The organism is Mesorhizobium sp. B2-3-12, from assembly GCF_006442205.1.
In the GTDB taxonomy this organism is placed as follows: domain Bacteria; phylum Pseudomonadota; class Alphaproteobacteria; order Rhizobiales; family Rhizobiaceae; genus Mesorhizobium.
Window position 1 is genome coordinate 1 of record NZ_VFVR01000018.1, and the last position, 18,627, is coordinate 18,627.

The following is an 18,627-nucleotide window of genomic DNA, read 5'->3' on the forward strand; positions in this document are numbered from 1 at the left end:
CCAGTGTCCCCGTCACCGCCGGGGCACCTTCCACAACCGCTTGCGAGGCTTCGTCATGGGCCGTCGGCACGTCGTCGACGATGTTGACGGTGAGCGTGCCGTTGGTGCTCTGCAGATCCTGGTCGGTCAGCGTGACGGTGAAGTTCTCGAACAGGCTGTTGGTGCCCTGGACAGGGGTATGTATCTCGTTGTCGTTGAGCGTGTAGGTGTAGCTCACCTCGCCGGTGCCGGCATTGTAGGCCGTCACCGTCAGCGTGTTGCCCAGCGCCGTCGTGAACGAGTTGGCGGTGAACACACCGTCGGTGATGAAAGCGTGGCCATCGATCGACAGATCGTGGATGCCGTCGGGCGAGGAGATGGTGAAGGCGCCGGCGCCGGTCTCGGCCGTGCTTGCCGGATCGGACCCGGGGCCACCCGGCGTGCCGACATTCAATGCCGCTTCGTTGACGATGACGTCGCCGCCATTGGCTTCCGGCGTCAGGTTGGAGACCTCAGGTGTCGAGTTGCCGATCGAGATCGTCAGCGTGGTGTGCGAGGTGTCGCCGTCGCCATCCTTGATCGTGTAGGTGAAGACGTCGTTGACGCCTCCGGGTGTGCCGGCATCGCGCACATAGGTATAGCTGCCGTCGCTATGTAGCGTCAGCTTGCCATATTCGCCCTGGATCGGGCTGTTGAGTGTGGTCGTATTGTCCAGATCGACATTCGTCGTCCCCTTGGCAACGCCCACCACCGTCGCGCCGTCGGCGCCCTGGGTGTCGGCAACGCCGTCCGTCGTGTTGGGGTCGCCCGCATCCGTGCCGCCAATCAGCACATTGCCCGTCGCGGGGCCGAACTGGCCGGCCGCGATGCTGTCCGTGTCGGCAATCGCCGTCGGCACGTCGTCGATGATGGCAATGGTGAAGGTCGTGCTCGCCGTATCGCCGTCGACATCCGTGACGGTGATGCTGAAATTATCCGGAACCGTATCGTTGGCGTCGTATCCGGTCGTGCTGATGGGATGCGTGACCGACTGGGTGACGGTGTAGTCATACTGGATGGCACCGGTGCCAGGATCGTACGACAGGATCGTGATGTAGCCGAACTGTCCTGAGATCTGCTGGCCGACGCCGGTCACGGTAGTGCCGTTGATGACGATCGAGCCGATGCCGTCGGGTGCGTCGATGGTGATCGCCCCGACGCCGGAGGTTTCGGAGTTGCTCGGTGCCTCGCTGCCCGGCGATTGTTGCGGGCCGCCATCGAGGCCGGTTTCACTGGCCGCCTGGCCAGGGTCGGTCAGCGACATGGCCACCACGGAGACGCCCCTGTCGACCAGGGAAGGGAACAGCTCGCGCCGCTCCAATTGTCCAAAATGCAGATCGGTGGGCGGCAGCAATGCCGAGAGGCCGAAGCCGTCGCCGATCCCGCCGGAGGGCTGCTCGAAATTTCCGCCGGCGCTGGAGGTCGACCCTCCTGGGCCCGCCGACATCGAACCGTCCGCGCCAAAGGCGACATCGACATGGCTCGCTTCCAGCGCCGCGATCAGCGCCACGCGGGGCACTTCGACTTCGCCGACGATGAAGGTCGGCACGTTCAGGGCGCCGTCCTTGATGACGATGACCGAGCCGTCCGCCTGTTCGAGCACGAGGTTGTGACCGTCGACCTTGATATTGTCGATCGAGACGTTGGCGGGGAGCCGGACGACGTTGCTGGCGTCCGCGACATATTCATGCGGGGCATTTGCCGCCGGCGGGGCAACCGCTGGCGCGCCGCCGCCGACATCGACCGGTACGGGTTCGGCCGCGGCCGGCGCGGCTTGAGCTGGCGCCGTCGCCTGCTCCGCCGGCGCGGCTTGCGCCACCATCTGGATCGGCGCTGTCAGGTCGTGATGATCGTTGGAAACGGAATGTTCGTCCCACGAGTTCGAAACGTTGTCCAATTCAATACTGGTCGCCATAGCTTAAACCCCTCCGGCATTTCCCGGAAAGAGACAGGCGACGCCTTGACTTTGCAACGGTCCGTCAACCCATTCTATATATTTGGATATGCCTGCGATGGCTTTTTTTACGCCTGGTAAACTGTGAATATATAATTGGTTATATGGTATCCGGAATGCACGAGTTTTTGCCGCGGGCGGCCGGGAAAACTTGGTAAATATAAGTATAAAACTATGTAAAATTTTACGCTAAGTAGCAAAGTTGCTTTGCAGGAAAGTTATCCACCTTCCTTTCCAGTAATTTGAGACAAGATTGGTAGCGTCCACGGTCAAAGGTGGGCGTCATGAAAAAACAAAAGAATGCTCGGGAAAAGAGCAAGCTCAAGCTGCTTCTGCTGGCGGTGGGAATCGCCGGCTTGGCGCAGCCAGCCCTTGCCGGGCCCATCATCAGGGATGTCCTGTCCGAAACAGCATTGCTTGGCACTGTCGAGGCACCGCCCAGTCTCGGCGGTATTTCGCTGCGCAGGTACCAGCCCTGGCAGCCGGCCGTCTCCTACCAAGCCAGCCTCGTCTCGAACGGCTACGGTCCCGTTTCCGCACAAGACGGTTCCAGCGCCTCGACGGCTGCGGAAAGCCAGGGTATCGACCCCATCCAGACGGCGGCGATCATCCCGGGCGTGTTCGGGTCGGTTGCACTGTCCATGCGCAATTTTCCCGTTTCAGCGCGCTGGGCGCCGGTCTATCAGGCCATAGCCAGTTGCACGGCGGGCAGTCCCTGCGACCACGAGAGCCAGCCCTTCGCGGCCATGGTCGCGGCTGCCCAAGCCAAGGGGTTCGTCGAAAAACTGGCGTTCATCAACAGCGGCATCAACCGCCTGATCGCCTACAGGAAAGACAGTGTCGTTTACGGCAAGCTCGACTACTGGGCGAAGCCGTCGGAAATCCTCGCCCATCGCGCTGGCGACTGCGAGGACTTCGCCATTCTCAAGATGACGGCGTTGCTGAGGGCAGGCATCCCTGCACGCAGCATGTCGCTCGTCGTGCTCCAGGACCGCAAGCGCGGGTTCTTCCACGCCGTGCTTTCGGTGAGCACCGCAAGCGGCGCTTACATTCTCGACAGTCTCAACAATACGGTCCTCAAGGACAGCGCGCTTCCGGACTATCAGCCGCTCTATTCGTTCAGCACCGACCGGGCATGGATCCACGGGTCCAGAACGGGGGGCGCGCGGGTGGCCGACGTCAAGGGTGGTTTCGAAAGCGTGGCGCCCGGCGAAGGTGTGCAGATGGACGTCGAGTAAGCGGGGCGGGCGGCGTTGTCCCTGCTGAATGGCTAGCTATTGAAGACAAAAGCCATCAGCAATTCCAGCTCCAGGACCGGCGCCCGCACCGCGTTCAATTGGCCCCGATAACGGCGCTCGCCGGCGCCAATCACAAATCCGCTCGCAACGGCAACATCGCCATTGGTCTCGAGGCGGGCGAATATATCCGCCACGTTGAGATCCAGCGCCAGCTTCAGGTCCTGCCGCGCGTCTTCGGCGAACGCCGTCGGCAACTGCCGTTTGACAAGTTGCTGGAACGGAGCATTGAACGTCACGATCTTCTTGCTCGAGGCCAGGGCGAAAGCCGGCGACGGACAGGCAAGCAGAATGGCGTTTACCGTCCTGATCGACGCAAGCCTGCGCAAGTTCAGGTTCGCGTGCCCCAACTCGCGTATGCAGGCCACCCGGATTGCCGAGGTCAGATTTCCTTTCTCAGCGTGACTGTCAGCGATTTCGTCGACCAGCATGCCGATCGTGCATTTCCGGCTCTCCGCCATCTGCTTCAGCGAAAGCCAGAAAGCCCGTTCCAGGCGGATGCCGCGCCTTACGCCGCCGCGCGCCACGACGCGGAACTCGAGCTCGAAATCTTCTGTCGGGAGTGGCAGAAGCAGGCTCGGGGTCGAGGGAGAGATGGCGCTACCGCTCACTCATTGCCTCCTGGCGTGCCTTGTTGATCGGCTTCAGCAGGTAGCTCAGGATCGTCTTGCGCCCGGTCTTGATATCCACCGAACAGATCATGCCGGGGATGATCGAATATGCCTTTCCGTCCCGCTCCAGTGTCGATTTCTCGGTTGCGACACGCACCTGATAATAGGGCTCGCCCGTCTTCTGGTCGACCAGGCTGTCCGCGGTTATGTTGGAAACCTTGCCTTCGATGCCGCCAAAGATCGAGAAATCGTAGGCCGTGACTTTTATCAAGGCATCCTGGTCGGGGCGAATGAAGGCGACGTCGCGGGGCGAAACACGCGCTTCGACCAGCAGCGTCTCGGAAGTGGGTACGATACCTGCAACGACCGAACCCGGCTGGACGAAGGCGCCGACGGTGTTCAATTCCATCGTGTTGACGATACCGTCTACTGGAGAGCGGATATCCGTCCGCGCGACCTTGTCGGTCGCGCCGCGAATGGTTTCGTCCACGACCGAAAGATCGGCCAAGGCTTGCGTCAGGTCGTCGAGCGCTTCCTGCTTCAGCTGCAGCCCGAGTTCCTCGACCTGCAGCTGCGCCTCGGTGATCGCCGACTTGGCCTTCTTTATCGTCTCGCCGGCCAGGTTCAATTGGCCGTTGAGTTCGGTTTGCTCCTGCTCGACCTTGAGCTGCTCGGTCCTTGCCATCAGACCTTTCTTGACCATCGAATCGACGAGTTTCGCCTGCTGGTCGCTCACGGCCAGGTTTTTTGTCAGGCGGTCGAAATTGGCGTTCGCCTCGTCGAGTTCCTTTTCGCGCTGGTCGAGGCGCGACTTGAGCACCGACAGCTTGTTGTCGAAGTTTTCGCGCCGGGCAACGAGGAGATTCTGCTCGTTGTCGCAGATTTCCGGCGCCACGGACTGAATGTTTTCCGGACACGGAAATGATCCCGTGATGTTACCGCTCTGTTCGTATTTGAGCCTGGCGATACGTGCTTGCAGCGCCCGAGCCTTGGCCTGCTGTTCGCCCAGGCTGGAGGTGTTCAATGTGTTGTCGAGACGAATGATGAGGTCGTTCTTCCGGACGACCTGTCCCACCTTCACCGCGATTTCCTGAACGACGCCCGGTTCGCTGGCCTGAATGACCTGGGTCTTGGAGGCTGGTATGACCTTGCCGTCGCCGCGCGCGATCTCGTCGACTTCGGCGAACGATGCCCAAGCGACAAAGGCGACGAAGAGCGCCGCTATGATAAATATCGACGCCGTCGCAAAGAACGGCGGTCGGTCTTCCCTGGCAAGCATTTCCCACGCCCCATCATTATACCGGCCTCGGCCGGTATAATTTCTTCATTCAGGAATTCGTTTTCTGCAGTGCCTGAATGACTTGTTCTTTTGGCCCGTCAGCAACTATTCTTCCTTGTTCGACAACAATAAGGCGATCGGCCAATTCGAGCATGCTGAAGCGATGCGTCGAGACGATCAGCGTCGTGTTGCGATCAAAAGCTGTCTTGAGTTGCCTGATCAGCTGCCTTTCCGAAGCCAGGTCCATCGAGCCGGACGGTTCATCCAGAAAGACGATCTTCGGCTTGGTCAAAAGCAGCCGGGCGATCGCCACCGTCTGTCTCTGCCCGCCGGAAAGATTGGTCCCGCGCTCGCCGACATTCATGTCGTAGCCGCGTGGATGGCGGGAGACGAATTCATCCACGCCGGCGGCCTTCGCGGCTTCGATGATCTGCTCGTCGGTCGCCTCCGGGGACGCCATGAGCAGGTTCTCCTTCACGGTGCCCGAAAACAGGTCGCCGGCTTGCGCCACGATGCCGACAGCGGCGCGCACCTCCGACGGGTGATACTGGCGAATGTCGATGCCATCCAGCAGCAGCTCTCCGGAACTTGGCAGGAAAAGCCTGCCGATCAGGCGTCCCATCGTCGTCTTGCCTGACCCGATGCGGCCAATGATGCCGATCCGCTCCCCCGGCTTCACCGAAAAATTCAGGCCGGACAGGACCTCGTTTTCCGATCCGGGATAGACGAAGCCGACATTCTTGAACGTCATCGCGCCATTGCGGATAGGACGATTGACAAAGCCCACCGTGTCCGGCCGGTCTTCCGGTTGGCTCATGATGGAGTTCACCATCCTCAGCGAGAGCATGGCCTGGCGAAATCTCGACAAGGTGATCGCGATCTGACCGAGCGGAGCCACGGCCCGGCTCGCCAGCATCACCGTGCCGATAATGGCTCCCGTCGAAACATGGCCTTCCGAAAAGGCGTAGGCTCCAGCCACGACCAGGGCGACCGTCACAAGCTGCTGGATGGCCTGGGTGATGTTGCCGGCCGCCGCCGAGAGCTGCTTGATCTTCTCGGAGGTGTTGGCCGCGTTCTTCGAATGCTCGCTCCATTTCCTCAGCAAATAGGCTTCTGCGCGTAGCGACTTGATTGTTTCCAGCGTGGAGATGGACTCGACCAGCAACGCCTGGCGCTGGGATGCTTCGTTCATCGATGCGGCCACGCGTTTGCCGATGCGGCGCTGCGTGACCAGGCCGACGATTACAGACGCCACGAATGCCAAGGCCGGTATGATCACCAACCAGCCGCCGATCGCGTAGATGACGAGCAGGAAGATGAAGACGAAAGCCGTATCGATGAAGACGCTGATGGTGTTGGAGGTGAAAAACTCCCTGACGAACTCATATTGCGTGACGCGGTTGGCATATTCGCCGGTCGAGCCCGGGCGCGCGGACAGGGAGGAATTCAGCACCTTCTCGAACAGCAGGTACGATATCCGCAGGTCCGCCTTGCGCCCGGCATAGTCGATGAGCGAGGCCCGGGCCGTCTTCAGAAGCAGGTCGAAGAGAATGACGGCGCCGATCCCCAGCGCCAGCACCCAGAGCGTCGATATCGCCTTGTTCGGCAATATGCGATCATAGACGTTCATGGTGAAGATCGGTGAGGCGATGGCCAGAAGGTTGATGAAAATCGCCGACAGCACGACCTTCGAATAGGTGCGCCAGAAAGCGCCCATCGTTCCCGTCAGCCAATGACGCCGCTCGATCTGCTGCGCCGATCCGACCCTCATGCCCTCGGTGGCGTTGGCATAGGTGATCGAGAAGGACACGCCGCCGCTGATGTAACTCGCGGCCAGTTCGGATTTACCGACAGTCGTGCGTCCGTCTTCCTGCGGGGCCGTGAGATATGCTTCGTCGTCGGTTTCCGCCAGCAGGGCGATCGGCAACTGACTGACACGGAAGAGAATTGCCGGCAGATCGACACGCCCGCGCAGGAAGTCGCGATGGCTGAATTCGCGCGTCTCCAGACCGATGCGTTCGGCAAGATGCCTGATCTCGGTGACGTCGATGCGCGTGTCCGAGATCGGCACGCCGGCAAACAGCACGGTCTCCGCGCTCGGCCTGCCGAGATAGGCGGCAACCGCTGAAAAACAGGCCTTGAAGGCCTCCTTCGGCGACAGGATATTTGGCTGCTGATTCACGACCCGCCCGCCAGGACCTTCAACACCCGTTACACCGGCTCACTTTTTCCTGACCGGGGCAAGGATGTCGAAGGGCAGGTCGTTCTTCTGTTCCGACGGGGTCCGCGCATAGGTTTCGGTATCAGGCGTCGGCGGAACCGCGAACTCGCCCTCGGCATAGGCCACGGCCTGCTTGGCGGGCTGAAGGTCCATGGTCCTCAGCAATTGTCCCGTCGCAGCCAGCAGGCGGTATTCCGCAAAGAGCGATGCGTAGGACGCGGTGTCGGCCAGGGTCGCCGTGTTGAAGCGCGTGTTCTGCGCATCAAGGACGTCGAGCAGGGATCGCTGCCCGACTTTGAACTGCTCGCGATAGGACGCCACCAGTTTTTCATTCGCGGCAGCCTGCAGCTTCAGCGTCTTTGCCAGGTCGGCCTGCCGGAAACGACGGTCCCACGAGGTGCGCACGGCCTCCTCGATCTCACGCAGGACCTGATGCATCGCAAGCCGCTGCTCGCTGTTGCGGCGGATCTGCTCCTGCTCGTTGGCCTTGTCGATGCCGCCTCGATATAGGTTCCAGCGCAACACCAGCCGCGCCTGCAGGTCGGACGTATCGCCGTCGTCGCCGTCGATGTCGGATCCGCCCCTGGCGCGACCCTCGGCGATGATTTCGGGGCCATATTTGGCGCGGGCTGCGTCCACCTGGGCGGCGGAGGCGTTCAGATCGCTGTTGGCCATGTGCACGCGAGGATTGTTCGCACGTGCCAGGCCAATCGCTTCGTCAAGCGATCTCGGCAGTGCGCTGGCCACCGAACCCGGACGCGACGCGTTGGTCAGCGGCTTTCCCACGGTCTTGAAGAACCGTATCTTCGACGCTTCCAGCTCTTCGGAAGCTTCCTGCATGCGCGCCTTGGCGGCAAAGAGGCGCTCCTCGGCCTGTTGGCGATCGGCTTCGTTCAAACCGCCGCCTTCGATTCCGGCCCGGATGTCGCTCAGGATGGCTTGATGGAACCCGAGGTTCTTTTTTGCCTCCGCCACGATCGATGTCTGCAGCATATATTCGAGGTAATCCTGGACAACCGAAAGCCCGATGAACTCGGACCGCTCGAGGACGCGGAACGATGCGCCGTCGACGCGCGAGGCCTGGCGGCTCATCTCGGCGCGACGTGCGCCACTGTCCCAGAGTTTCTGGGTGACCACGAGATCGGCCTCGGCCGGGTAAAGAGAATCATCCTGGATGGAAAGCGCCCGTCGTGACGGGTTGTCGAGGCGGCGAACACCGGCTGATGCCTCGACATCGACACTTGGCAGATAAAGTCCTTTTGCCTGCCGCAGTTCGAACTCGATGGCCTCACGGTTTTCGATGGCTTGGCCGATTTCCGGGTTGGATTCCACCGCAACCGCCATGGCCTCCTTGAGCGTCAGTGCATGCGCGCTCCAGCCACTCAGCATGGTAGCCGTCATCAAGAGACCAACGCCCATGACCTTGGTCGACAGACCTGTCGTCTTCATTTTCCCACCCGCGTTTCCCCGCGCTCTTTAAGAGCGCCCCGGCCGGGCTTGCCGCCTGGCCTTGTCCTCCATCTTACAAGTTAACGTAAGCGTTTCATTATTAAGCTGTGACTAAATCACAGATTCTAGGCAGAAGGCCAAAAAATGTGGCAAAAATAGCACTCCTTTGAGTGGCGCCAGGTCGGGTCAAGTGCTGGCAAGAAAACCCTGAGAAACGCGCAAGTATATGCGGAGGGAAAACGGCATGTTCGTCCCGATAGTGCGCCGAGGAACAAGCATGGCCGCGAACGAGGTTGCTCCCATGAATGCAATGGGAGTTGCCCCTGACAGACCTCAGGGCTCCGGAGGGCTGGCGCGGTCCACCGCGGGGCCAGAACGTTCTGGTCACGCTACTTGTTCAGGCCTACGCTATAGTTCGTTTGGTGGCCTGGATCTTCCGGTTGACCGGTCGCATCCCTGGCATCGTCAGAGAACACGCTCACGCTTGGCGCGGCAGGGTTGGTTCGGCGCGTGCTTCGGACTAGAGCGAAATTTGTGCTTGGCTGGGGCGCCAGGATTCGAACCTGGGAATGTCGGTACCAAAAACCGATGCCTTACCACTTGGCGACGCCCCAATAGCCGTCAGAGTCGCTCGTGCGGCGCGTTATTAGCAGAGCAGCCGAAAAGCACAATCCTTATGAGCGAGGCCAAACTGTCAGCCAACTCCGCACTGCTGGATCACGCCGGAACGACTATTCGCTCCAGACCGCCAGCTCATTGCCGGCCGGATCGACGAAGTGGAAGCGCCTGCCGCCTGGAAACGCGAAGATCGGCTTGACGACCACGCCGCCCGCGCTTTCCACGGCTCCGAGAGTTTCCTCGAGATTTCCGCTGTAGAGCACGGGCAGGGGTTTGGCCGGCGCTTCCGCGGCCTCGGCCTGAAAACCTCCGTCCAGGCCCTCGCTGAAGGCCGAATAGGTCGGTCCATAGTCGGTGAACGACCAGCCAAAGGCAGCGCTGTAGAAGCCTTTCAGCCGGTCCAGCGTGCCGCCGGTCGCCGGCATTTCCAGATAGTCCAGTTTTCCGGGCTGTTTCATGGGGCACCTCGCTGCGTTCCCTTTATGTTCTAAGCGTCGAACGGTGGGGTGGCAAGTCTTTTTGACGCATCCGGGAGCATGGCTTTTTCTTAATCGATTGTAGCGGCCCAGCAGCTTTGCCGGCGCTTGCCTTTCGCACTGCAGCATCATATCGCTCCACAGTCGGACACGGGCGGAGCTTTCCGTTTCGCCAATCTTTCCAATCTCCTGCAACCGGAGAGCAAAGCATGACCAAATGGGTTTTCACCTTTGGCGATGGCGCGGCGGAAGGCCGTGCCGGGGACAAGAATCTGCTGGGCGGCAAGGGCGCCAATCTGGCCGAGATGTGCAGCCTTGGCCTGCCGGTGCCGCCGGGCTTTACGATCACCACAGAGGTCTGCAATGCCTACTATGCCAATGGCCGTGCCTACCCGGCAGGATTGGAAGCCGACGTCGCTATCGCGCTCGACCATATCGGCCGGCTGACCGGCCGGCGGTTCGGCGACCCTTTGAAGCTGCTCCTGGTTTCGGTGCGTTCCGGCGCCCGGGCGTCGATGCCCGGCATGATGGACACCGTGCTCAATCTCGGCCTGAACGACGAGACGGTCGAGGCGCTGGCCTCCGATTCCGGCGATGCGCGCTTTGCTTATGACAGCTACCGCCGTTTCATCCAGATGTATTCCGATGTCGTCATGGGCCTCGATCACGAGGTGTTCGAGGAAATCCTGGAAGACCAGAAGGCCAGCCTCGGCCATGAACTCGACACCGAGTTGACGGCCATCGAATGGCAAGGCGTCATCGCGCTCTACAAGGCCAAGGTCGAGGAAGAGCTGGGCAAACCGTTTCCGCAAGATCCGCACGAGCAGCTCTGGGGCGCGATCGGAGCGGTGTTTTCGAGCTGGATGAACAACCGCGCCATCACCTACCGGCGCCTGCACGACATCCCTGAAAGCTGGGGCACGGCGGTCAATGTCCAGGCGATGGTGTTCGGCAATATGGGCGAGACTTCGGCCACTGGCGTTGCCTTCACCCGCAACCCGTCGACCGGCGAAAAGCAGCTCTATGGCGAGTTCCTGGTCAACGCGCAGGGCGAGGACGTGGTCGCCGGCATCCGCACGCCGCAGAACATAACCGAGGCCGCCCGCATCGCCGCCGGTTCCGACAAGCCTTCCCTGCAGAAGCTGATGCCGGATGCCTTCCAGTCCTTCGTCGCCATCTCCGACAGCTTGGAAAAGCACTACCGCGACATGCAGGACCTGGAATTCACCATCGAGCGCGGCAAGTTGTGGATGCTGCAGACAAGGTCCGGCAAGCGCACCGCCAAGGCGGCGCTCAGGATCGCCGTCGAGATGGCCAGGGACAAGTTGATAACCAAGGAAGAGGCCGTCGCGCGCATCGATCCGGCTTCGCTCGACCAGTTGCTGCACCCGACCATCGACCCGAAAGCCGCGCGCGATGTCATCGGCGTCGGCCTGCCGGCGTCTCCCGGGGCCGCCACCGGCGAGATGGTCTTTTCCTCGGGCGATGCCGAAGACTTGAAGACGCAAGGGCGCAAGGCAATCCTGGTGCGCATAGAGACCAGTCCGGAAGATATCCACGGCATGCATGCGGCCGAAGGCATCCTGACCACGCGCGGCGGCATGACCAGCCACGCGGCGGTGGTGGCGCGCGGCATGGGCAAGCCCTGTGTGTCCGGCGCCGGCTCGCTGCGCGTCGACTACAAGGCCGGCACGCTGCTTTCGATGGGCCAGACCTTCCGCAAGGGCGACATCATCACCATCGATGGCGGCAATGGCCAGGTGCTCAAGGGCGCCGTGGCGATGTTGCAGCCGGAATTGTCGGGCGATTTCGCCGCCATCATGGAGTGGGCGGACGCGGTGCGCCGCATGAAGGTGCGCACTAACGCCGAAACGCCGCTCGATGCCCGCATGGCGCGCTCCTTCGGCGCCGAAGGCATAGGGCTTTGCCGCACCGAACACATGTTCTTCGACGGCGCCCGCATCGTCGCCATGCGCGAAATGATCCTGGCCGACACCGAGAAGGACCGTCGCGCGGCGCTGGCCAAGCTTCTGCCCATGCAGCGTTCCGATTTCCTGGAACTGTTCGAGATCATGGCCGGGCTTCCGGTGACGATCCGCCTGCTCGATCCGCCGCTGCACGAATTCCTGCCTAAGACCGAGGCCGAAATCGCCGAGGTCGCGGCCGCCATGAATGTGTCGCCGGACAAGCTCAGGCAGCGTACCGAGGCGTTGCACGAATTCAACCCGATGCTCGGCCATCGCGGCTGCCGTCTTGCCGTCTCCTATCCCGAGATTGCCGAGATGCAGGCGCGTGCCATTTTCGAGGCCGCCGTCGAGGCGGGCAAGAAAGCCGGCGCGCTGGTGGTTCCCGAGATCATGGTGCCGCTGGTCGGTCTGGTGAAGGAACTCGATTATGTGAAGGCGCGCATCGATGCCGTCGCCAAAAGCGTCATGGACGAGAGCGGCGTCAAGATAGATTACCTGACTGGAACCATGATTGAGCTCCCCCGCGCGGCGATCCGCGCCCATGTCATCGCCGAGTCGGCCGAGTTCTTCTCCTTCGGCACCAACGATCTTACCCAGACCACCTTCGGCATCTCGCGCGATGATGCGGCCTCGTTCCTGGAGACCTATCGCCAGAAGGGCATCATCGAGCAGGATCCATTCGTCTCGCTCGACATTGAGGGCGTCGGCGAACTCGTGCGCATGGCCGCGCAAAAGGGCAGGGAGACCCGGCCCGACATCAAGCTTGGCATCTGCGGCGAGCATGGCGGCGATCCCTCGTCGATTCGCTTCTGCGAGGAGGTCGGGCTCGACTACGTCTCCTGCTCGCCCTACCGCGTGCCGATTGCCAGGCTGGCGGCGGCGCAGGCCGCGGTCCAAGTGGCGAAGACGGGGCGCGGATAGGCAATTCCAGGAAAACCGCGCAGCGCTTTTTCGTCAGCGATTGGCAAGACAAATCGTTGGATCGGTTCGGTGATCCAACGACCGCTGAACCGGTCGGGATGTCCTGGAACGAAGCTTACATTTTTGTATGAAAACTCACGCGAACGTGCTGGCGCCATCGCGTAATCCCGACATTGTTTCCGACCAGTTTGCGGACGGCCCGCCAATTGTCTCCGGAAACAGATGTTACAGATATCACCCGCTCCGTTCAGCTCGATCCTGATCATTCAAACGAAGTTCATAGGCGATATCGTTCTCGCCTCGACACTCGCCAGGAACCTGCGGCTCGAATTTCCCGGCGCCAGGATCGTGTTTCTCTGCGAAGCGCAGTTCGAGAGCTTCGTGGTTGCGCATGGCATCGCTTCCGAGGTGGTTCCGTTCAGGCGCACTCGCATGCGTGGCACCCCGCTGGAGCGTGGAAAGGAGCTCTATGCCATGGTGCGGGCGCTGCGCCGCCACCGCTTCGACCTGACGATCGATCTGACCGATTCCAAGACCTCTCGAATTGTCAGCGGGCTCGTCAACGCCAGGACGCGTGTCGGCTACAATCCTCCCGAGAGGTCGCTGAGGCTGTTGGAGAGGCAGCCCGCCAATCTGTTCGCCAAACCATACGGGTTCGGCGGCCAGCATTTTGTCTATCGTTATCTCTCTCCCCTTGAAGCGCTCGGCATCGAGCTGCGCGTGACGGTGCCGAGCATCCAGCCGCCGCCATTCGAGGCCGCGAAAGCCCTGGCGCTTCTGGGCAGGCACCGTATCCGTCCGAAAGCATTCGTCGCCGTCCATGCAGGCGCGAGTTTCGAGGGCCGGCAATGGCAGCCAGCACGCTTTGCCGAGGCGATCGACCAGATTGCGGCTGAAACCGGATTGGGCGTCGTTCTGGTGGGAGGGCCAGGCGAACGCGAAACCGCCGCCCAAATCCTGGCCGGGACGGCGACGCCGGTGGTCGACCTCGTCGGAGCGCTGTCGCTCGAGAGCCTGCTGGCGGTCTTGGCGCAGGCTCGGCTGTTTCTCGGCAACGAAAGCGGCCCGATGCACATGGCCGCTGCCGCGGGTACCCCTGTTGTCGGCCTTTTTGGCCTGACGCATCCGTCGCGCTGGGGACCTGTCGGCGTGCCCAGCATCGCGCTTCGGCCGTCAATGCCGTGCGAGTGCGTGGCCAAGGACCTGTGTCGCCGGACCGACCCCAGCAAGGCATGCTGTGTCTGGCGCCTGGAAGTGAACCCTGTCGTCGACGCGGCGCGCGAGATCCTGGCACGCACCGAGCTGAAAAAGGAACGCGCTGTCTGAGCGGGATGGGTCGGCGAGACTGTCGCAAGATGGCGCGTCACCCAAGCGGGGAGGTCAAATTGCCGCGCCAGACGTTTTTCTGCTATCCATCGTCCGATTTCCGCCTTCATACGGGTTTTGGGATAGCGGCTTGAAATCGCCGGTCGGGAAATTGGTTTGATGCGTCTGCTGCCAAAACAACTCTGCATGATCGCCGTGTCGGTAGCGCTGATATCTAGCGCCCAGCTATCCTCCGCCCAGGCCGCGCCGCTGGTCGAACCCACGCTGCACATCAAGCCGGCTGCAAGCGGAGCCGGCCGCGTCGCGCTCACGCTCGATGCCTGTGGCGGCAAAACCGACACGCGGATTCTCTCGGCGCTGGTGGACAACAAGATACCGGCCACCATTTTCGTCACCGGCATCTGGCTGAAGCGTAACGCCGAGGCCGTCGCGATCATGCGGGCGCATCCCGAGCTGTTCGAACTGGAAAATCATGGCGGTCGCCATATCCCGGCGGTCGATACGCCACAGAAGATCTACGGCATACGCAGCGCCGGTAGCCCGGAAGCGGTCCTCGCCGAGGTCGAATCGGGTGCCGCCGCGCTCGCCAAGACAGGCGAGCCGGCACCGAAATGGTTCCGCGGCGCAACCGCCGAATACAGTCCCTCGGCCATCGCGATGATCCGCAAGCTCGGCTTCAAGATTGCAGGCTTCTCGATCAATGGCGATGGCGGCTCGCTGCTCGGCGCCAAGGAAACCGCCAGGCGTATCGCCGCTGCCAAGGATGGCGACGTCATCATCTCTCACATCAACCAGCCGACCCATGCCGCCGGCGAAGGCGTGGTGCAGGGCCTGCTGGCGCTCAAGGACAAGGGCATGACCTTCGTGCGGCTCGACGACGCCGACGGGACGGGCAATCACGGCACCACCGACTGACCGGCGATGCTGGACCGGTCTTGCTCAGTCCGGCTTGGCTTCGATGCTGACCTTGCTGGCGTAGAATGCGCCGTGGTCTCGGATGTCGGTCATCTCATCGAAAGGCTGGCGATAGGCCCACATCGCGTCCTTGCCCGCTTCGCCCGCCGGCAGCACGCTCCAATAGCTCGCGTCACCCTTGTAGGGGCAGTGGGTCGCGTGCTCTGTCCGGCTGAGCTTGTCGAAATCGATGTCGTCGAACGGTATGTAGAAGGCGGCGGGGTAGGGGGCCTCCGTCAGCACCTTCGCCTTCGCGGACGAAGCGATGACAGTATCGCCGGCACGCACCGTGACGGTACCGGAATAGGGTTCTATCGTGATTATCTTGTCGGGATTGCGCTGGAAGCCCGGTGCGGGGTTGGCGATCTTGTCCATGCTGGTTCCTTCTTGCCCCGACCTTAAATATGCCCAACCTTAAGTGTGGTGGACGGTCGGGTTGCGCAAGGCCGGCAGTCACAAGCAAAACAAAAACCGTGCGCCCGGATGGCGCGGCATTGGCTTGGCGGCGCCGCGGAAATTCAGGCGGCGGTTTTGAAGGCGTCCATCAGCCCGGCATAGGCGGCCGCGATGCCAGCCACCGGGTTGTTGCTTCTCGAAACGGTCTCGACTTTCAGTGCCCCGCCGCCGGTCGGCAAGGTGAGCAGCAGAAACTGTCGATTGCCGCCATCGCCGACGGATGCCGCCGCGACGTGCTGGCCTTCCCCTTCGTTCTGGACGCACATCTTGAACAGCAAGGTACCGCCGACCGCTTCGAGCGCGCCGCCGACAACTTCGACGAACTCGTCTTCGGAAACGGTCTTCTCGTCCGGCACCAGATCGGCCAGGCTTTCGGCAAGCGTACTCTCGAGAACCTTATCGTCGAGCGCGTCCATGCGAACCTCTTTCAGTCGCCAATCGCACCCCTTTGCCCGTTAACGAAACTTAACGCCGACGATGGCCGGATTGTGGCGCTTTCCGCGGTCGATCCGATCACGAGAGTTTAAGCAATGTATTTGAAGCCCCTGCCATTAGAATGGCGGCAGAGGCCTCAGATCTCAGGCGCGCTTCAGCATCGACCAGACGGCCGGCACGAGGCTGGCCGCGAGCGCAACCTTGATCAGGTCGCCGACGATGAAGGGCACGACGCCGAACTGCCATGACTTTTCCGGGCCAATCAGCAGCGCCAGCCAGGCAAAACCCATCGCCATCATGATGACTTCGGCAACCAGCATGGCGTTGAAAAGCTTGATCGGATGACGGTCCCAGCCGCGGTCGGCGGCCCAGCCGACAATCGCGGCCATGACCACGAAGCCGGCGAGATAGCCGCCGGTCGAGCCGAGCATGTAGGCAATGCCGATGCCCTTTTCGGGCGTGCCCTGGAAGACCGGGAAGCCCATCGCGCCTTCCGCCATGTAGAGCAGCAAGGTGGCGACGCCGAGCCGCATGCCGAAGGCGGCGGCGATCAGGAAGACGGCTAGCGTTTGCATCGAGATATCGACGGGCCCCAGCACGACCCTGGTCTTGGCCGCAAGGGTCAAGAGCAGCGTCCCGGCGATCGCCAGGAGGAACTGCGTTGCTAGCCGCGCCGCGCCGTCTTGCGGCATGGCCAGAAAAACAAGCGGGCGCGTCGTCGTTGCGGTAGTCATGGTCTTCCCCAATCCAATCTGGCCGCGATCCAACAAACGCGGTCTTGCGTTTTCCTATATTGGCTTGCGTGCTATGCGGCAATCGGTTTTGCCGTTCCGGGGACAATGTGCCGACATGGCTCTCAGATTCGATACCAGTTTCGACCCCGCCTATGGCCAAGGGGTAGACGTGGCCCCCGGCGTGCAACGCGTAACGGCCCGCAACCCCAGCCCCTTCACCTTTCATGGCACCAACAGCTATGTCGTGGGACGCGACACGCTGGCGGTGATCGATCCCGGCCCCGATGACGAGGCGCATCTCGAGACCTTGCTTGACGTGATCGCGGGCCGGCCGGTCAGCCACATTTTCGTCAGCCACACGCATCGCGACCATTCCCCGCTGGCGGCCCGGCTGAAGGAGCGCACCGGCGCTAAGGTGCTGGCGGAGGGACCGCACCGGCCGGCAAGACCCTTGCATCTACGGGAAACCAATGCCCTCGACGCCAGCGCCGACACCGCTTTCGTTCCCGACATCGCATTGCCGGACGGCGAACTGGTCAGCGGTGACGGCTGGGCGATCCGGACGGTGCTGACGCCCGGCCACACCGCCAATCACGCAGCCTTCGCGCTGGAAGGCACCGGCATCCTGTTTTCAGCCGATCATGTAATGGGCTGGGCTACTTCCATCGTCGCGCCGCCAGACGGGGCAATGGCGGACTACATGGCATCCCTCGACAAACTGATCGAGCGCGGCGATCGCCTGCTGCTGCCTGGCCATGGCGGACCAGTGACGGCGCCGCGCGCTTTCATGCGCGGACTAAAGACCCATCGCAAGATGCGCGAACGAGCCATACTGGAACGGATCAGAGCCGGCGACAGGACGATCCCCGACATGGTCAAGGCTATCTACAGGGATACCGATCCCCGCCTGCACGGCGCCGCTGGACTGTCGGTACTTGCCCATCTGGAGGATCTGGTGGCGCGCGGCGTGGTGGCGACGGAGGCATCTCCCGCCATGGACGGCATTTTCACGCCGGGCCGATAGGCGAGTGTGCCACGACGCGTCAGCCTTACCTTCGTGGCGCGCAATTTGCTGAAAAATGGCTACTGGGCCGGGGCCGCGCCGACCTGACCGGCGACTTCCTGATCCAGTTCCGCCAGGAAATCGGTGATGCGCGCGGCGTTGTCGCCAAGGTCGTGGCGCCCGTAACGCGAGGCGGACCTCATGTCGACAATGACAGTGTCGCCGTCATCCGTAACGCGAATGGCGACGTCGGCGGGAAGGCCCAGAACGAAGCTCGAGGCGATGGCGGTGATGGTCACCTCCGTCTGTCCGGTGAGGTCGGGATAAGGCTCCGAAAGGTCCCAGCCGCGCCGGTCGAGCACCGTTTCGACGGCGTTGACGATGGTCTCGAACGGCAGGTCATAGCTTCGGGCGGTGACCAATGGATAGCTGTCGGTCTGCAACGTCTGCTCACCCGGCGTCGACGGGGACAGCACGTTCATGTCCTGGGTCCGGTCACCGACATCGAGCGCGGGCGGTTCATCGAAATCGGTCGAGATGTCCCGCAGCGGCGGATAGATCGTCGCCCAGCAGGCGGCGACGCCGTAAGGGGCGAGCACCAGCAGCGCCAGCAAGGCGCCGACGGTGAGATCGCGGCCGCCACGGTCGCCAAAATTCCACAGCCTCGCAAAGGCCAGGCCGGCGAACAGCAGCGCCAGCGCCGCCAGCAGGGCGACAATGCCCAGCACCCACAGGAACACCGGCGTTTCAACGAGGCCGAAGCGATGGCCGACAAAGTTTGTCAGCAAAAGCACCGCGGAAAAGGCGGCCGTGCGCCGCGACCAGCCGGCGGCCTTCGACGTTTGCCGTTCGGGAATGCTAACCATTATTCTCTGCTGCCCCAACCCGGACGGAGGTTTAGTGCCTTTTT

Annotated in this window: 15 protein-coding genes and 1 tRNA gene; 5 read left to right on the forward strand and 11 right to left on the reverse strand. The window is 62.1% G+C overall.

The features are described 5' to 3' along the window. Nucleotides 1-1,933: VCBS domain-containing protein (locus FJ948_RS28550; protein ID WP_210242294.1), on the reverse strand; the 1,933-nt coding region annotated here is incomplete at its 3' end. Nucleotides 1,934-2,256: 323 nt separating this feature from the next. Between FJ948_RS28550 and FJ948_RS28555 the strand changes: the two genes are divergently transcribed. Then, nucleotides 2,257-3,210, forward strand: a complete 954-nt coding sequence (locus FJ948_RS28555) for a transglutaminase-like cysteine peptidase (protein WP_140710400.1) — start codon at nt 2,257-2,259, stop codon at nt 3,208-3,210. Nucleotides 3,211-3,242: 32 nt separating this feature from the next. Here FJ948_RS28555 and FJ948_RS28560 read toward each other — a convergent pair whose 3' ends face one another. The 6 genes from FJ948_RS28560 to FJ948_RS28585 all read right to left on the reverse strand — a co-directional run bounded on the left by FJ948_RS28560 (nt 3,243) and on the right by FJ948_RS28585 (nt 9,903). Further along, the gene (locus FJ948_RS28560; RefSeq protein ID WP_140710402.1) at nt 3,243-3,878 is read right to left on the reverse strand and encodes a ribbon-helix-helix domain-containing protein; all 636 of its coding nucleotides are present in this window, start codon (nt 3,876-3,878) and stop codon (nt 3,243-3,245) included. Beyond that, entirely contained in the window at nt 3,868-5,157 is a 1,290-nt protein-coding gene (locus FJ948_RS28565) for an HlyD family type I secretion periplasmic adaptor subunit (RefSeq protein WP_140710404.1), read from the reverse strand. Before FJ948_RS28565 ends, FJ948_RS28560 begins: the two co-directional genes overlap by 11 nt. A 49-nt stretch (nt 5,158-5,206) precedes the next feature. Beyond that, entirely contained in the window at nt 5,207-7,339 is a 2,133-nt protein-coding gene (locus FJ948_RS28570; protein ID WP_140710406.1) for a type I secretion system permease/ATPase, read from the reverse strand. Between the two features lie 39 nt (nt 7,340-7,378). Continuing rightward, complete coding sequence (locus FJ948_RS28575) at nt 7,379-8,827, reverse strand: TolC family protein (protein ID WP_140710408.1); 1,449 nt, start codon at nt 8,825-8,827, stop codon at nt 7,379-7,381. 539 nt (nt 8,828-9,366) lie between these two features. Then, nucleotides 9,367-9,441: transfer RNA gene (locus tag FJ948_RS28580), tRNA-Gln, on the reverse strand. Between the two features lie 117 nt (nt 9,442-9,558). Continuing rightward, a complete protein-coding gene (locus FJ948_RS28585; protein WP_140710410.1) occupies nt 9,559-9,903 on the reverse strand; it encodes a VOC family protein in 345 nt (114 codons plus the stop codon). A 227-nt stretch (nt 9,904-10,130) separates the two neighbouring features. On the opposite strand from FJ948_RS28585, the gene ppdK reads away from it, so the two are divergent. From ppdK to FJ948_RS28600, 3 genes are all read left to right on the forward strand, one after another. Beyond that, complete coding sequence (gene ppdK, locus FJ948_RS28590) at nt 10,131-12,809, forward strand: pyruvate, phosphate dikinase (protein WP_140710412.1); 2,679 nt, start codon at nt 10,131-10,133, stop codon at nt 12,807-12,809. A gap of 222 nt (nt 12,810-13,031) precedes the next feature. Further along, nucleotides 13,032-14,135, forward strand: a complete 1,104-nt coding sequence (locus FJ948_RS28595) for a glycosyltransferase family 9 protein (protein ID WP_140710414.1) — start codon at nt 13,032-13,034, stop codon at nt 14,133-14,135. Nucleotides 14,136-14,294: 159 nt separating this feature from the next. Further along, entirely contained in the window at nt 14,295-15,050 is a 756-nt protein-coding gene (locus FJ948_RS28600) for a polysaccharide deacetylase family protein (RefSeq protein ID WP_140710416.1), read from the forward strand. Nucleotides 15,051-15,074: 24 nt separating this feature from the next. On the opposite strand, the gene FJ948_RS28605 is transcribed toward FJ948_RS28600, so the two are convergent. The 3 genes from FJ948_RS28605 to FJ948_RS28615 all read right to left on the reverse strand — a co-directional run bounded on the left by FJ948_RS28605 (nt 15,075) and on the right by FJ948_RS28615 (nt 16,714). After that, nucleotides 15,075-15,464, reverse strand: coding sequence for a DUF427 domain-containing protein (locus tag FJ948_RS28605; RefSeq protein ID WP_140710418.1), 390 nt, complete (start codon nt 15,462-15,464; stop codon nt 15,075-15,077). A 143-nt stretch (nt 15,465-15,607) separates the two neighbouring features. Next, entirely contained in the window at nt 15,608-15,961 is a 354-nt protein-coding gene (locus FJ948_RS28610; protein ID WP_140710420.1) for a hypothetical protein, read from the reverse strand. Nucleotides 15,962-16,123: 162 nt separating this feature from the next. Beyond that, on the reverse strand, nt 16,124-16,714 hold the full coding sequence (locus tag FJ948_RS28615; protein ID WP_140710421.1) for a biotin transporter BioY: 591 nt from the start codon (nt 16,712-16,714) through the stop codon (nt 16,124-16,126). A 115-nt stretch (nt 16,715-16,829) separates the two neighbouring features. On the opposite strand from FJ948_RS28615, the gene FJ948_RS28620 reads away from it, so the two are divergent. Then, the gene (locus FJ948_RS28620) at nt 16,830-17,738 is read left to right on the forward strand and encodes an MBL fold metallo-hydrolase (protein ID WP_140710423.1); all 909 of its coding nucleotides are present in this window, start codon (nt 16,830-16,832) and stop codon (nt 17,736-17,738) included. A gap of 59 nt (nt 17,739-17,797) precedes the next feature. On the opposite strand, the gene FJ948_RS28625 is transcribed toward FJ948_RS28620, so the two are convergent. Beyond that, complete coding sequence (locus tag FJ948_RS28625) at nt 17,798-18,583, reverse strand: DUF1499 domain-containing protein (RefSeq protein WP_140710425.1); 786 nt, start codon at nt 18,581-18,583, stop codon at nt 17,798-17,800. Nucleotides 18,584-18,627 lie beyond the last annotated feature (44 nt).

Excerpts from the sequence above, each read along its gene's own strand:
- FJ948_RS28555 (WP_140710400.1), top strand. The coding sequence starts at position 2,257 with ATGAAAAAACAAAAGAATGCTCGGGAAAAGAGCAAGCTCAAGCTGCTT.
- FJ948_RS28565 (WP_140710404.1), bottom strand. The coding sequence starts at position 5,157 with ATGCTTGCCAGGGAAGACCGACCGCCGTTCTTTGCGACGGCGTCGATA.
- FJ948_RS28575 (WP_140710408.1), bottom strand. The coding sequence starts at position 8,827 with ATGAAGACGACAGGTCTGTCGACCAAGGTCATGGGCGTTGGTCTCTTG.
- FJ948_RS28585 (WP_140710410.1), bottom strand. The coding sequence starts at position 9,903 with ATGAAACAGCCCGGAAAACTGGACTATCTGGAAATGCCGGCGACCGGC.
- ppdK (WP_140710412.1), top strand. The coding sequence starts at position 10,131 with ATGACCAAATGGGTTTTCACCTTTGGCGATGGCGCGGCGGAAGGCCGT.
- FJ948_RS28595 (WP_140710414.1), top strand. The coding sequence starts at position 13,032 with ATGTTACAGATATCACCCGCTCCGTTCAGCTCGATCCTGATCATTCAA.
- FJ948_RS28600 (WP_140710416.1), top strand. The coding sequence starts at position 14,295 with ATGCGTCTGCTGCCAAAACAACTCTGCATGATCGCCGTGTCGGTAGCG.
- FJ948_RS28605 (WP_140710418.1), bottom strand. The coding sequence starts at position 15,464 with ATGGACAAGATCGCCAACCCCGCACCGGGCTTCCAGCGCAATCCCGAC.
- FJ948_RS28610 (WP_140710420.1), bottom strand. The coding sequence starts at position 15,961 with ATGGACGCGCTCGACGATAAGGTTCTCGAGAGTACGCTTGCCGAAAGC.
- FJ948_RS28615 (WP_140710421.1), bottom strand. The coding sequence starts at position 16,714 with ATGACTACCGCAACGACGACGCGCCCGCTTGTTTTTCTGGCCATGCCG.
- FJ948_RS28620 (WP_140710423.1), top strand. The coding sequence starts at position 16,830 with ATGGCTCTCAGATTCGATACCAGTTTCGACCCCGCCTATGGCCAAGGG.
- FJ948_RS28625 (WP_140710425.1), bottom strand. The coding sequence starts at position 18,583 with ATGGTTAGCATTCCCGAACGGCAAACGTCGAAGGCCGCCGGCTGGTCG.